This is a genomic window from Paraburkholderia phymatum STM815, from assembly GCF_000020045.1.
GTDB lineage: Bacteria > Pseudomonadota > Gammaproteobacteria > Burkholderiales > Burkholderiaceae > Paraburkholderia > Paraburkholderia phymatum.
This window is the reverse complement of record NC_010622.1, coordinates 467,073-481,116: the sequence shown is the minus strand read 5'-3', so window position 1 is coordinate 481,116 and position 14,044 is coordinate 467,073. Positions and strand designations below refer to the sequence as shown.

The following is a 14,044-nucleotide window of genomic DNA, read 5'->3' as shown; positions in this document are numbered from 1 at the left end:
TCAGGGGCATTCCGGGTGACGCAAGACTCCATTTATGACCTGCTCGTCGTCGGTGGCGGGATCAACGGCGCGGGCATCGCGCGCGACGCCGCGGGCCGCAGTCTCTCCGTGCTGCTTTGCGAACAGGACGATCTGGCGGCGCACACGTCGTCGGCCAGCACGAAACTGATTCACGGCGGCCTTCGCTACCTGGAATATCGCGAGTTCGGGCTGGTCCGCAAGGCACTGCAGGAGCGCGAGACGCTGCTGCGCGCGGCACCGCACATCATGTGGCCGCTGCGCTTCGTGATGCCGCACATGCCCGATCTGCGGCCGGCCTGGCTGATTCGCGCCGGCCTGTTTCTCTACGACCATCTGGCGCGTCGCGAGCTGCTGCCCGGTTCGCACGGCATTGACATGCGCAAGCATCCCGCCGGCCAGCCCCTCGTCGATTCGATCAAGCGCGGCTTTGTCTATTCGGACGGCTGGGTGGACGACGCGCGCCTCGTCGTGCTGAATGCGCTCGACGCCCACGAACACGGCGCAACCATCCTCACACGCACGAAGCTGGTGGGCGCGGCGCGCGCGAACGGCGAATGGCACGCGCAGCTGCTGCGCGCCGACGGCTCCGTCACGACCGTGCGCGCGCGTTCGATCGCGAATGCCGCTGGGCCGTGGGTCGGCGAACTGCTGCGCGGCCCGCTGTCGCGCGGACAGGAAACGAATTACAGCGTGCGGCTCGTGAAGGGCAGCCATATCGTCGTGCGTCGCCTGTTCGAGCACGATCATGCGTACATCTTCCAGAATCCGGACAAGCGCATCATCTTCGCGATTCCGTATGAACGCGACTTCACGTTGATAGGCACGACGGACCTCGAATACAAGGGCGATCCGTCGCAGGTCGCGATCGATGCATCCGAAACGCAGTACCTGTGCGATTCGATCAACCGCTACTTCAGGCAGCACATCGCACCGCGCGATGTGTACTGGACGTATTCGGGCGTGCGTCCGCTGCTCGAAGACGAAAACGCGGACAACCCTTCCGCCGTGACGCGCGACTATCGGCTCGAACTCGACGCGCCTGCGGGCGAAGCGCCGCTGCTATCGGTATTCGGCGGCAAAATCACGACCTTTCGGAAGCTGGCGGAAGAGGCCGTCGACGATCTTGCACGCGCTCTGCGGCACGACAAGCGGGCGTGGACGGCGGGCGTGCCGCTGCCGGGCGGCGACATCGCGCGTGCCGACTTCGAGCGCTTCGCTGCACAGTTCGCGCAACATCACACGTGGCTTCCCGCTACGCTCGCGCGCCGCTATGCGCGCGCTTACGGCACGCGGGCCGAACGCGTGATCGGCGATGCACGTTCGCTTGCCGATCTCGGCCAGCAGTTCGCGCCCGGTCTATATGAAGCGGAGTTGCGCTATCTGCGCGAAACGGAATGGGCGACGACGGCACGCGATGTCCTGTGGCGCCGCTCGAAGCTCGGCCTGCACGTCGAGCCGGGCGCACTCGACAGCGTCACGCGCGAAATCGACGCGTGGCTCGCCCGCGAGACGTCCAAGCAACATGCCTGAGCCTTTCGGCACTGCGGGCACACCGCGAGCACAGCGCTCGCCCGCAGCAGCGCGCGGCGATTCCACCGCGCCGCCGCGCATGCAACAATCCGCGCAGGCACTACATTTTTCGCGTGACCCGAGCGCTCCGCTGCGCTGGTCCAACAAAAAACTCATGGAGAAGAGACGATGCAGGATCAGTACATCCTGGCACTAGACCAGGGCACCACGAGTTCGCGCGCGATGCTGTTCGATCGCAACGGCAACGTCGTCTCGGTTGCGCAAAAAGAATTCAGGCAGATCTATCCGCATCCGGGCTGGGTCGAACACGATCCGCTGGAAATCTGGGCGACGCAGGCGGGCGTCGCAGCCGAAGCCGTCACGCACGCAGGGCTGAACGGCACGTCGATCGCAGCGATCGGCATCACGAACCAGCGCGAGACGACGATCGTCTGGGACCGCCAGACAGGTCATCCCATCTACAACGCGATCGTCTGGCAGGACCGCCGCACGGCCGACTTCTGCGACCAGCTGAAGGCGCAAGGCCTCGAAGACGAGGTCCGTGCAAAGACGGGCTTGCCGGTCGACTCATACTTCTCGGCAACGAAGATCCGCTGGATCCTCGACAACGTCGAAGGCGCGCGCGAAAAAGCGAAGCAAGGCAAGCTCGCGTTCGGCACGGTGGACAGCTGGCTCGTGTGGAATTTCACCAAGCACGAACTGCATATCACCGACGTGACCAACGCGTCGCGCACGATGCTCTTCAACATTCACACGCTGCAATGGGACGACGCGTTGCTCGACGCGCTCGACATTCCGCGCAGCATGCTGCCCGAAGTGCGCCCTTCGTCGGAAGTGTATGGGCCGACGAAGACGACTGTGTTCGCATCGAAGATTCCGCTCGCGGGCATCGCGGGTGATCAGCATGCGGCGCTGTTCGGCCAGATGTGCACGCGTTCCGGCATGGTGAAGAACACCTACGGCACCGGCTGCTTTCTCGTGATGAACACGGGCACGAAGCCGATCGAATCGAAGAACAATCTGGTCACGACGATCGCATGGCAGATCGGCGATCAGATCAATTACGCGCTTGAAGGCAGTATCTTCATCGCGGGCGCCGTCGTGCAGTGGCTGCGCGACGGACTGGGCATCATCCGCAGCGCGTCGGAAGTCGAGACGCTCGCGCGCGGCGTCGAACATTGCGACGGCGTGTATCTCGTGCCGGCATTCGCGGGACTCGGCGCGCCACACTGGAACGCGCGTGCTCGCGGCACGCTGTTCGGCGTCACGCGCGGCACGACGTCAGCGCACATCGCGCGCGCGGCGCTGGATTCGATCGCTTATCAATCGATGGATGTTCTGAAGGCGATGGAAGCCGACTCGGGCATCCATATCAACGAATTGCGCGTGGATGGCGGCGCGTGCGCGAACAATCTGCTGATGCAGTTCCAGGCCGACATTCTCGGCGTCGACGCCGTGCGCCCGCAGGTCAGCGAAACGACCGCGCTTGGCGCTGCGTATCTGGCGGGACTCGCAACCGGCTACTGGAAAGACATCGAGGAACTGCAGAACCAATGGAAGCTCGAACATCGCTTCTCGCCGTCGCTGCCCGCCGACCAGGCGAAGGCCTGCCTCGACGGCTGGCAGCGCGCGATCCGCGCCGCGAAAGCGTGGGCCGACGCACCTTGATTCGACGCGTGCGATCCGGCGCCGACGGGCCGCAAAGCACGTATCATGACGCTTTGCGCTCGCCGTAGTGCCTGCCTTCACGCCCGCGCGTCGATTCACGCGGGCGGCGCTTTCCATCCGTTTTCCGCATGATCGACCATCTCATTTGCGACTGTGACGGCGTGCTCGTCGACAGCGAAGTCATTGCCGACCGCGTGATGCACGACACGCTCGCCGCCACGTTTCCGACGCTCGATTTCCACGAAATCTGCAAGACCGCGTTTGGTCAGCAGACTTCGCGCTTTCTGAAGAGCGTCGAAACGGCATTCGACATCGAACTCCCCGCCAACTTTTTGCAGACCGTCGAGGCGAACGTCGAGGCAGAACTGGCGTCGTCGCTATCCGCGATCAGCGGCGTGCGCGATGCGTTGCAGCGGGTCCCGCTGCCGGCCGCCGTCGTATCGAACAGCCGGATGACGCGGGTGAGCGCGTCGGTACGCCGCGCAGGGCTCGCCGAGATTTTTGGGCCGAGGGTGTTCAGCGCGGAACAGGTTGCGCGGCCCAAGCCTTATCCCGATGTTTATCTGTTTGCTGCGCAGCAGTTAGGTGTCGAGCCGTCACGGTGTGTGGTTGTCGAGGATAGCGTGTCTGGTTTGAATGCCGCTCGCGCGGCGGGCATGATGACGATTGCGTTTGTTGGCGCGAGCCATATTCCGGATGGTTATGCCGATGTACTTCGCAGCATGGGGACCACTCGGATCATGAAACACATGGACGAGTTGCCTGCGTTTGTTGAGGCTGGCATGCGGGGCGAGTTTAGGGACGTGCAGTCGTAGTTCGGGGCTTTCCTGTCTGCGACGCAGCGCCAGTTTTTGACTGCCGCGCGGCAGCGCCCGCTTTTCGCCAACAGCCGAAATCAAGACCCAAACCGGCAGGCCGCGTCGCAGACAACAACCTCAGACCTCGACACACGCCTCTCGGGCAAGCGCCAGCGAGCGCCGAAACTCGACAAGCTCGGCAATGGTCAGCATCGGCATGTCATGCCTGGCGGCAAACGCCTCGACATCAGCACCCCGCATCATCGTGCCATCGGCGTTCATCAGTTCGCACAACACACCGGCGGGCTTCAGCCCCGCCAACGTCACGAGATCGACGGTCCCTTCCGTATGCCCGCGACGCGCGAGCACGCCGCCTGGCATCGCACGCAACGGATATACGTGGCCAGGCCGCACGATATCGGCAGGCTTCGCGTCGTCCGCGATAGCGGCACGAATCGTCGTCAGTCGGTCCGCGGCCGATACCCCAGTCGATACGCCCTCGCGTGCCTCTATCGATACAGTAAACGCCGTCGTGTTGCGGCTCTCGTTGTGAGCCGTCATCGGCGGCAACTCGAGCGCGCGTACCTTCTCGTCGGTCAGGCACAAACACACGATGCCGCTGCACTCGCGAATGAACAGCGCCATCATCTCGACGCTCATACGCTCCGCGGACATGATCAGATCGGCTTCGTTCTCGCGGTCGTGATCGTCCTGAAGCACGACGGCACGGCCTGCGCGCAAAGCGTGGAGCGCGGCAGCGACGCGCGGCGGAACGGGTTCGGTGGCAAGCAACGGGAGATCGGCGACGGCATCCTCCGCGACGACGGAAGGTGCAGGCCAGGCAAATGCAGCAGAGTGGGAGACAACGGACATATGAAACGCTCCTCGCAAGAGTGTGGGCGAAAAACGTTTCAGGGCATTGCAAACAGACAAACGCGCCCCGCCAGCCGAAACGGCTGCCATGCGACGAACGGACAGATCACACGCGCCGCTCGCAACGAGCAACCCAGTCCATCTTCTCGCAGGAGACGGAGACAACGCGTCAGATGCCGCGCCCTTCCCCGTCGACAGGAACAGTCAGATGACTATCTGCACATCTTCTTCCATCCGGACTCTAACCGTCGGCTCTGGCCTCTCACCAGATCTGCTGACCCTGCATCCCGAACTGCAACGCAGGCGCTCGCGGGCTCGCAGACTCGCACGCGATGATGCGCCCCGCCTGCATACCGCCGGTGGGGAATTTCACCCCGCCCTGAAGACGTACTGATTGCCGGAACGATCCGGCTCGCAGAGCATACAACAACCTCGCGCGGCGTGCAGCCCGCGCGCTAGACGTGTTTCATCCTTCCGTATGCGCGTCGTGCGGCACGTCCCAGCGCGGCGGCGTCTCCGCGTTCACCGTCACGCGAAACGCGCGCGCTTCCGTGTCGCCCGGATTGCGCAGGCTGTGCGGCTGGTCGGCGTCGAAGACGATTGAATCGCCCGTCGCGAGCAGTTGCCGACGATCGTGCACGCTGACTTCGATCGTCCCCACGCTGACGACGAGATTCACCGTCGTACCCGGCGCGCGCTGCGTGCCCGGCTCGGTATGCAACGGCGCGATGCGCAGTTCGTGAAACTCCGCGGTCGACGGCTCGCCGTCGGGATGCAACGCACGCGTCCAGTAACGGCCGTTCGACGTCACCACGCGCGCGGAGCGATCGGCGGGCAAATGCTCGAAGCCGTTCACGGCATGCCGGCGCAGGAATGCGGCGACCGACACCTTCAATGCCGCCGCGACCTTGCACAACACCTTGATCGACGGCACGCTGCGCGCCGATTCGATCTGCGCGAGCATTGCACGCGACACGCCCGACGCGCGAGCCAATGCATCGAGCGATAACTGACGTTCGGCGCGCAGCCGCGCCAGATTCACGCCGACGCGGTGTTCGAGCGCATCGAATTCGGAAGTGCGCGGTTCGTCGGGAGCGTGGGCCGCGTCGTGACCTTCGGGCGCGCGGTCGCGTACGAGCGCAAGCGGTGACTGCATGATTGCCTCCAGAAGCTCCGCACCGGCGCGGAGCAAGCACTAGTGAAGGCAAGACTAGCACCCGGTTTTCATGCGCCCAACGAAGTTATCTTCACACTGTTATCACGATTGCAGAGGACCCTTATGCACCGACGTGCGATGCGCTTCGGCATGCGGCCTGTTCATGGCACATCCTCGGCATCGGATCGAACGGCAGATGCCCGCGCTTCGCGAAGCATGGGCAGCGAAAGCATCTTGCAGCGAAGCGCGACTCAAACCCGCTCGCGCATTTTCCGCGTCGCGATGGCCGCGGGTGCATCCAGCCGCGCGGCGATCCACGTCAAGCCCAAAGCGGCCAGCGCGACCACAGCGGCCACGTACGGCAGCGCATCGAGCCCGTAACCGTGACTGATCGCCAGCCCGCCCAGCCATGCGCCGCCCGCGTTGCCGACATTGAACGCGCCGATGTTGAGCGTCGACGCGAGATTCGGCGCAGCCTTCGCTTTTTCGACGACACGCATCTGAAGCGGCGGCACCGTCGCGAACGCCGCGATGCCCCAGATGAACACCGTGACGGCCGCCGCAACCTGCGAGTGGCTCGTGTGCGCGAACACGGCCATCACGACGGCGAGCGCGATCAGAATGCCCATCAGCGACGGCATCAGCGAACGGTCCGCAAGCTTGCCGCCCACCGTGTTGCCGACCGTCAGGCCGACGCCGAACAGCACGAGGATCAGCGTGACGCCGTGAGGCGTGAAGCCGCCCACCTGTTCGAGAATCGGCGCGATATAAGTGAACACGACGAACACGCCGCCGAAGCCGAGCACCGTCATCGTCAGCGCAAGCCATACTTGCGGCTCTTTCAGCACGCGCACTTCGTGCCCGAGACCGGCCGGTCCCGTGTCGTGCCGGTTCGGCACAAGCGCGGTGACACCCGCGAGCGACATCACGCCGAATGCCGCGACGATCCAGAACGCGACGCGCCAGCCGAACTGCTGACCGATGAACGTACCGAACGGCACGCCGAGCACGTTTGCCAGCGTAAGGCCGGTGAACATCAGCGCAATCGCGCTTGCACGCTTTTCCTGCGGCACGAGCGACGCGGCCACCACCGCGCCGATGCCAAAAAAGGAGCCATGCGCGAACGACGTCACGACGCGCGCGATCATCAGCACGGAATAGTCGGATGCGATCGCGCACAGCAAGTTGCCGACAATGAACACGCCCATCAGCAATTGCAGCGCCAGCTTGCGTGGCATCCTGCTGGTGACGACGGCGAGCAGCGGCGCGCCGACGGCCACGCCGAGCGCATAGCCGCTGACGAGCAGACCGGCTGACGGCAGCGACACGGCGAGATCCTTCGCCACTTCGGGCAGCAAGCCCATGATGACGAACTCGGTCGTGCCGATGGCGAAGGCGCTGATGGCGAGCGCGAGCAAGGGGATGGGCATGTGAAGCTCCAGAAGACGGTTCAGAAGGACGCGCGCGCGGCGTTGCGCGCCGCCGTCACGAACTCGACGACGACGGACGACGCGAGCGCGACGAACAATTGCACTTCACCCGAAAGCGGCACATCGGCGCTCTGATATACGACGCCCGCCGTCTCCAGCCGTGCGAGCAGCGCGTGCCACGCTTGCGCATCGTCGATACGGAATGCGATGTGATCGATCCGCGGGCTCGTGCGGCCCGTTTGAGACGGCAGCGTCGAGTCGACGAGGTGGATGACCGGGCGTCCGTCTGCATATAGCCAGTAACCGCCGACGCCGAAGGGCGGCCGCGCGCCTTCCGTCAGCCCGGCGACGTCGACGAAAAACCGTCGGGTGGCGTCGAGATCAGGGGTAACGATCGTCGCGTGGTCGAGATGCATGATGGCTCCGGGTAAACGCGGATGACGCGTTGACAGGTCGGATTGTCCGCGTGCCGCAGGGATTTGATAATTGGCTTATCATTTGAAGGATTTTCAAATGATGATTGATAATGACCGACAACCTGGGTGACATCCGCCTCTTCGTCGAAGCGGCGCAGCTGGGCAGCCTGTCGGCGGCGGGCCGCAAGCTCGGCCTCACCCCCGCAGCGGCCAGCGCGCGTCTTGCGAAACTGGAAGGCGGACTGAAAGCGCGGCTTTTCGAGCGCACCACGCGTCAACTGCGCCTCACCGACGAAGGCCGCGTTTACCTGAGCTGCTGCCAGCAGGCGCTGCGCGCGCTGGACGACGCCGAAGCCGCGCTGCAGGAAGGCCAGAACGCCGTGCGCGGCAAGGTGCGAATCTCCGCGACGTCGGACTTCGGCCGCAATCTGCTGATGCACTGGCTCGACGAGTTCAACGCGCTCTACCCGGACGTCACGTTCGCTTTGACGCTGTCCGACTCGCTACAGAATCTGGTGCAGGAAGACATTGATCTCGCGATCCGCTTCGGCGTGCCGCAGGACAGCTCGCTGGTCGCGCGCTGGCTCGCGCCGAATCCGCGCGTGCTGTGCGCGTCGCCGGAATACATCGCGCGACACGGCGAGCCGAAAGATCCGCTGGATCTGGCGCGCTTCGACTGCATCGTACTCGGCACCGCGTCGGGCCCCGTCAACGAATGGCGCTTCACGCGCGGCGACGAAACGGTCACGTACACGATTGCGCTGGAATCGGCGCGCGAAACCAACGACGGCGCCGTCGCCCGCGAATGGGCCCTGCGCGGCTATGGCATCGTGATCAAATCGATGTGGGACGTCGAAGCGGACCTGAAAAGCGACGGTCTGCGCGTGCTGCTGCCGGACTGGCGCTACCCCGATGCACCGCTGCACGCGTTGTATCACCGCAACCGCTTCATGGCGCCGCGCGTGCGCGTGCTGCTCGATTTCCTTGCCGAACGCTTCGCCCGTGTGACGGGCGAACTGGAAAGGCAACTCGGCCTGCCTCAGTTGCCGGGCGGCGCGGGCGGGTCGCCTCAAGGCGCGCAAAAGCCGTCCGTGCGCGCAAGAAAGCGGCACGCATACAGAGAACCGGACGCATGAAAGACGCCCGGCACGCCGCCAAAGCCCCATGCAGCAAAGGGCTATAATGCTGGATTACGCTGTAAGAACGCATGTCGGCGCTCCGGCTTCGCTCCCGCCGCCGTGCAGTCGGGCGCCCTCGCGCCGGACCTCCGCGCTGAGGCGCCATGCGTTTTTCGTCTCTTCACCTTTTATTGACGCCCCCAGGTTAATTACTGCGACCGGCGAACACTCGATGACCAAGAAAGTTTATGTAAAGACCTTTGGCTGCCAGATGAACGAGTACGACTCCGACAAAATGGTCGACGTACTCGGTGCGGCTGAAGGACTCGTCAAGACCGACACACCGGAAGACGCCGACGTCATTCTGTTCAACACGTGCTCCGTACGCGAAAAGGCGCAGGAGAAAGTCTTCTCCGACCTCGGCCGCGTGCGCGAACTGAAGGAAGCGAACCCGAACCTGCTGATCGGCGTCGGCGGCTGCGTGGCGAGTCAGGAAGGCGCGTCGATCGTCGCGCGCGCACCGTACGTGGACCTCGTGTTCGGTCCGCAGACGCTGCACCGTCTGCCGCAGATGATCGACCAGCGCCGCGCGAGCGGCCGTCCGCAGGTCGACATCACTTTCCCGGAAATCGAAAAATTCGATCACCTGCCGCCGGCGCGCATCGACGGCCCGAGCGCGTTTGTATCGATCATGGAAGGCTGCAGCAAGTACTGCAGCTATTGCGTCGTGCCGTACACGCGCGGCGAGGAAGTGTCGCGCCCGCTTGACGACGTGCTCACCGAAATCGCCGGTCTCGCCGACCAGGGCGTGCGCGAAGTGACGCTGCTCGGCCAGAACGTGAACGCGTATCGTGGCGCGATGACCTTGGGCGCGACCGAGATCGCAGACTTCGCGACGCTGATCGAATACGTCGCGGACATCCCCGGCATCGAACGGATTCGCTATACGACGTCGCATCCGAAGGAATTCACGCAGCGCCTGATCGACACCTATGCGAAGGTGCCGAAGCTCGTGAGCCATCTGCATCTGCCCGTGCAGCACGGCTCGGACCGCATCCTGATGGCGATGAAGCGCGGCTACACCGTGCTCGAATACAAGTCGGTGATCCGCAAGCTGCGCGCGATCCGCCCGGACCTGTCACTGTCGACGGACATGATCGTCGGCTTTCCCGGCGAGACGGAAGAAGACTTCGACAAGATGATGCAGCTGGTGCACGACATGAGCTACGACACGAGCTTCTCGTTCATCTACAGCCCGCGTCCCGGCACGCCCGCGGCGAACCTGCAGGACGACACGCCGCGCGAAGTGAAGCTGCGCCGTCTGCAGCATCTGCAGGCCACGATCGAAGAAAACGTGCAGCGCATCAGCCAGGCGATGGTCGGCAAGGTTGAGCGCATTTTGGTCGAACGGCCGGCGCGCAAGGATCCGAATGAACTTGCGGGCCGCACGGAGAACAACCGCGTCGTCAATTTCCCGGCGCCCGTTGAAACGCATGCGCGGCTGATCGGGCAGATGATCGACGTGAAGATCGTGCATGCGTATCCGCACTCGCTGCGCGGCGAACTCGTGATGGTTCACGACACCGCGCCCGCCACCCACTAAGCTGCAGCGCACGACAGGACCGGATTCAAGCCTTGAAGACCACTCAGCAACATCTGGAATTCACCGCGCCGCGCGAAGACAACGCGCGGCTCGCCAACCTCTGCGGGCCGCTCGACGAAAACCTGCGGCAGATCGAGCAGGCGCTCGACGTCACGCTGCAACGCCGCGGACATCGCATCAGCATTCGTGGGCGCGGCGCGAAGGTCGCGCTCACCGCGCTCGAAAACTTCTACAACAGCGCACGCGATCCGTTGTCCGTCGACGATATCCAGCTGGCGCTCGTCGAAGCGCGGCACCCCGCCAACCACGGCCGGCCGAACGGCGGCAACGGCGACACGGAAGAACTCGATCCGCTTTTCCGCGGCGACCCCGATCATCCGTTCGACGAGCCGGCGCACGAAGGCGCCGATGATGTCGAGGAACTGGGGCCGAAGCTCTACACGCGCCGCGCCGATCTGCGCGGCCGCACGCCCGCGCAGCGCGAGTATCTCAAGCAGATCGTGTCGCATGACGTGACGTTCGGCATCGGTCCGGCGGGCACGGGCAAGACGTATCTGGCCGTCGCCTGCGCCGTCGACGCGCTCGAACGCGATCAGGTCAAGCGCATCGTGCTGACGCGCCCCGCGGTCGAAGCGGGCGAACGCCTCGGCTTCCTGCCCGGCGATCTCGCGCAGAAGGTCGATCCGTATCTGCGTCCACTGTATGACGCCCTCTACGATCTGCTCGGTTTCGACAAGACGGCCAAGATGTTCGAGCGCCAGATGATCGAGATCGCGCCGCTCGCGTACATGCGCGGCCGCACGCTGAATCACGCGTTCATCATTCTCGACGAGGCGCAGAACACGACGCCCGAGCAGATGAAGATGTTCCTGACGCGTATTGGCTTCGGCTCGAAGGCGGTCGTCACGGGCGACACGACGCAGATCGACTTGCCGCGCGGCAACAAGAGCGGGCTGATCGAGGCACAGCACGTGCTCGCGAACGTGCGCGGCATCGCGCTCACGCGCTTCACGAGCGCAGACGTGGTGCGGCATCCGCTCGTCGCGCGCATCGTCGAGGCTTACGACGCGCACTCGAAGAAAGAAGCAGAGCCGTCGGAATCATCGGCAACCGCGAAGTGACGCGATCATGAGCGCAATGAAGAAAGACGCATGAGCCGCGCCCCGAAACTGTCGCTGAACCTCCAGTTTCCCGCTGGAAAAGCGTGGCCGGAACACAAGTCGCTGTTGCCGAAGGCGACTGTCGCCGCGTGGATCAAGGCCGCGCTGTTCGCGGATGCCGAGCTGACCGTGCGTTTCGTCGACGCCGACGAAGGCCGCACGCTGAACCGCACATATCGCGGCAAGGACTACGCGACCAACGTGTTGACGTTCGCTTATGCGGAATCGGAGGACGATCCCGTTACGGGCGACCTGATCCTGTGCTGCCCTGTCGTCGAGAAAGAAGCGAACGAGCAGGGCAAGCCGCTCGGAGCGCATTACGCGCATCTGCTCGTCCACGGCACGCTGCACGCGCAGGGCTACGACCACGAGGACGAGGACGAGGCTGAAGAGATGGAAGCCATCGAAACCGAGGTGCTCGGCAAGCTCGGCTTCCCTGACCCTTACGAATAAGGCTCGACGACAGGAACACAGAGCCGGACTCTCTAACGTCGATTGAAGGCTCTGAATCTCCGCCAAGCCCATCGATCGAATCAACGTGAGCCAACCCGTTTCAACGCCACCGTCGCCGCTTTCCCCCTGCCCCGGCTATCCGCCATCGCTGGGCGAATCCCGTCTGCTGACTGACGACGAACTGCGCGCGTCGCTGGACGGCTCGCTGCAAGACTGGGATCGCAAGCGCGACCTGTGGCTGTTCGGCTATGGGTCGCTGATCTGGAACCCCGGCCTGCCGACGGTCGAAGCGCTGCGCTCGCGGGTGCATGGTTATCATCGCGGACTGTATCTGTGGTCACGCGTCAATCGCGGCACGCCAGAGCAGCCGGGGCTGGTGCTCGCGCTCGACCGCGGCGGCTCGTGCAGCGGTATCGCGTTCAGGCTCGCCGCCGAGGGCGCGATGCCGCACCTCGAAGCGCTGTGGCGGCGGGAAATGGCGATGGGATCGTACCGGCCTGCGTGGCTGCCGTGCGTACTCGCCGATGGGCGGCGCGTCGATGCCCTCGCTTTTGTCATGCGGCGCGATGTGGCTTCGTATACCGGGAAGCTTTCCGATGATGTCGTCAAAGCGGTGCTGGGATGCGCGTCGGGGCGCTATGGCACGACGCTCGACTATGTGAGCCGCACGGTTGCGGCATTACGGGAGAGTGGGATGCCGGATCGGGCGCTTGAGGCCCTGTTGTCCAGGTGTGGGTGCGGTTAGGGCAGTTTCGCTGGCATTCGCCGCGCGGCGGGCAAAATCAGTTAGGATAAAAGCGAAAACCTTCGGGGACACGATCCCGCCACGACCGTGGTGTATCCTTAACGCTCTGCAACAGCGCGCCCAGTTTTCCGGGCGCACCACCATGAACGATTCGTATCCCAGTCGACGCCATACCAGCGACAAACCCCAGGAAAAACGGTCACTCCTCGAGCGATTGACCGACTTCATCTCGCCCGAGCCCGATTCTCGTGGCGAACTCCTCGAAATCCTGCAGGACGCGCACGAACGCAACCTGATCGACGCCGATTCGCTGTCGATGATCGAAGGCGTGTTCCAGGTTTCCGAACTCTGCGCGCGCGACATCATGATCCCCCGCGCCCAGATGGACGCGATCAACATCGCGGACTCCCCTGACGAATTCATTCCGTACATGCTGGAGAAAGCGCACTCGCGCTACCCGGTGTACGAAGGCAACCGCGACAACGTGATCGGGGTGCTGCTCGCGAAAGACCTGCTGCGCTATTACGCCGAAGACGAAGCCGATGTGCGCGGCATGCTGCGCCCGGCCGTTTTCATCCCCGAATCCAAGCGCCTGAACGTGCTGTTGCACGACTTTCGCGTCAACCGTAATCACCTTGCCATCGTCGTCGACGAATATGGCGGCGTTGCGGGCCTGATCACGATCGAAGACGTGCTCGAGCAGATCGTCGGCGATATCGAGGACGAATACGATTTCGACGAGGAAAGCGGCAATATCATCGCGTCGCCCGACGGCCGCTACCGCGTACGCGCGCTGACCGAAATCGAGCAGTTCAATGAGGAGTTCGGCACGCACTACTCCGACGAGGAGGTCGACACGATCGGCGGGTTGGTCACGCACCATTTCGGACGCGTGCCGCATCGCGGCGAAAAAGTGCGGCTCGACGACCTGATTTTCGAAGTGCTGCGCGCCGACGCACGCCAGATCCACATGCTGCTTGTGCGCCGCGATCCCCTCGCGGGCCAGCGCGAACGCGACGCCCAGCACGTGCAAACCTGATCCACCCCGAGTTCTTCTGAAGCCGACCGCGCAAC

The 14,044-nt window shown here is 64.1% G+C and carries 13 protein-coding genes and 1 riboswitch; of the genes, 9 read left to right on the top strand and 4 right to left on the bottom strand.

From position 1 onward, the window contains the following. Positions 1-15 precede the first annotated feature (15 nt). From glpD to BPHY_RS02085, 3 genes are all read left to right on the top strand, one after another. Positions 16-1,551 carry a glycerol-3-phosphate dehydrogenase gene (gene glpD / locus BPHY_RS02095; protein ID WP_012399839.1) on the top strand — a complete coding sequence of 512 codons (1,536 nt, stop codon included), beginning with the start codon at positions 16-18 and terminating at the stop codon, positions 1,549-1,551. Positions 1,552-1,719: 168 nt separating this feature from the next. Continuing rightward, positions 1,720-3,219, top strand: coding sequence for a glycerol kinase GlpK (gene glpK / locus BPHY_RS02090; RefSeq protein ID WP_012399838.1), 1,500 nt, complete (start codon positions 1,720-1,722; stop codon positions 3,217-3,219). Between the two features lie 128 nt (positions 3,220-3,347). Further along, positions 3,348-4,034 carry an HAD family hydrolase gene (locus BPHY_RS02085; protein ID WP_012399837.1) on the top strand — a complete coding sequence of 229 codons (687 nt, stop codon included), beginning with the start codon at positions 3,348-3,350 and terminating at the stop codon, positions 4,032-4,034. A 120-nt stretch (positions 4,035-4,154) separates the two neighbouring features. On the opposite strand, the gene ribB is transcribed toward BPHY_RS02085, so the two are convergent. The 4 genes from ribB to BPHY_RS02065 form a co-directional block, all read right to left on the bottom strand. After that, positions 4,155-4,889, bottom strand: coding sequence for a 3,4-dihydroxy-2-butanone-4-phosphate synthase (gene ribB / locus BPHY_RS02080; RefSeq protein ID WP_012399836.1), 735 nt, complete (start codon positions 4,887-4,889; stop codon positions 4,155-4,157). 218 nt (positions 4,890-5,107) lie between these two features. Next, a riboswitch (FMN riboswitch) is annotated at positions 5,108-5,280 on the bottom strand. 75 nt (positions 5,281-5,355) lie between these two features. Further along, the gene (locus BPHY_RS02075) at positions 5,356-6,045 is read right to left on the bottom strand and encodes a helix-turn-helix domain-containing protein (protein WP_012399835.1); all 690 of its coding nucleotides are present in this window, start codon (positions 6,043-6,045) and stop codon (positions 5,356-5,358) included. Between the two features lie 251 nt (positions 6,046-6,296). Continuing rightward, complete coding sequence (locus BPHY_RS02070) at positions 6,297-7,475, bottom strand: MFS transporter (protein ID WP_012399834.1); 1,179 nt, start codon at positions 7,473-7,475, stop codon at positions 6,297-6,299. A gap of 20 nt (positions 7,476-7,495) precedes the next feature. After that, entirely contained in the window at positions 7,496-7,891 is a 396-nt protein-coding gene (locus BPHY_RS02065; RefSeq protein WP_012399833.1) for a VOC family protein, read from the bottom strand. 110 nt (positions 7,892-8,001) lie between these two features. Here BPHY_RS02065 and BPHY_RS02060 point away from each other — a divergent pair, with 110 nt between their 5' ends. From BPHY_RS02060 to BPHY_RS02035, 6 genes are all read left to right on the top strand, one after another. Next, positions 8,002-9,027: a LysR family transcriptional regulator gene (locus tag BPHY_RS02060; RefSeq protein ID WP_012399832.1), complete on the top strand. Its 1,026-nt coding sequence runs from the start codon at positions 8,002-8,004 to the stop codon at positions 9,025-9,027. A 214-nt stretch (positions 9,028-9,241) separates the two neighbouring features. Then, a complete protein-coding gene (gene miaB / locus BPHY_RS02055; protein ID WP_012399831.1) occupies positions 9,242-10,612 on the top strand; it encodes a tRNA (N6-isopentenyl adenosine(37)-C2)-methylthiotransferase MiaB in 1,371 nt (456 codons plus the stop codon). Between the two features lie 32 nt (positions 10,613-10,644). Continuing rightward, the gene (locus BPHY_RS02050; protein WP_012399830.1) at positions 10,645-11,733 is read left to right on the top strand and encodes a PhoH family protein; all 1,089 of its coding nucleotides are present in this window, start codon (positions 10,645-10,647) and stop codon (positions 11,731-11,733) included. Between the two features lie 30 nt (positions 11,734-11,763). Beyond that, a complete protein-coding gene (gene ybeY, locus BPHY_RS02045; RefSeq protein ID WP_012399829.1) occupies positions 11,764-12,225 on the top strand; it encodes an rRNA maturation RNase YbeY in 462 nt (153 codons plus the stop codon). A gap of 85 nt (positions 12,226-12,310) precedes the next feature. Next, positions 12,311-12,970: a gamma-glutamylcyclotransferase gene (locus tag BPHY_RS02040; RefSeq protein ID WP_012399828.1), complete on the top strand. Its 660-nt coding sequence runs from the start codon at positions 12,311-12,313 to the stop codon at positions 12,968-12,970. Between the two features lie 142 nt (positions 12,971-13,112). After that, a complete protein-coding gene (locus BPHY_RS02035; protein ID WP_012399827.1) occupies positions 13,113-14,009 on the top strand; it encodes an HlyC/CorC family transporter in 897 nt (298 codons plus the stop codon). Positions 14,010-14,044: the final 35 nt, after the last annotated feature.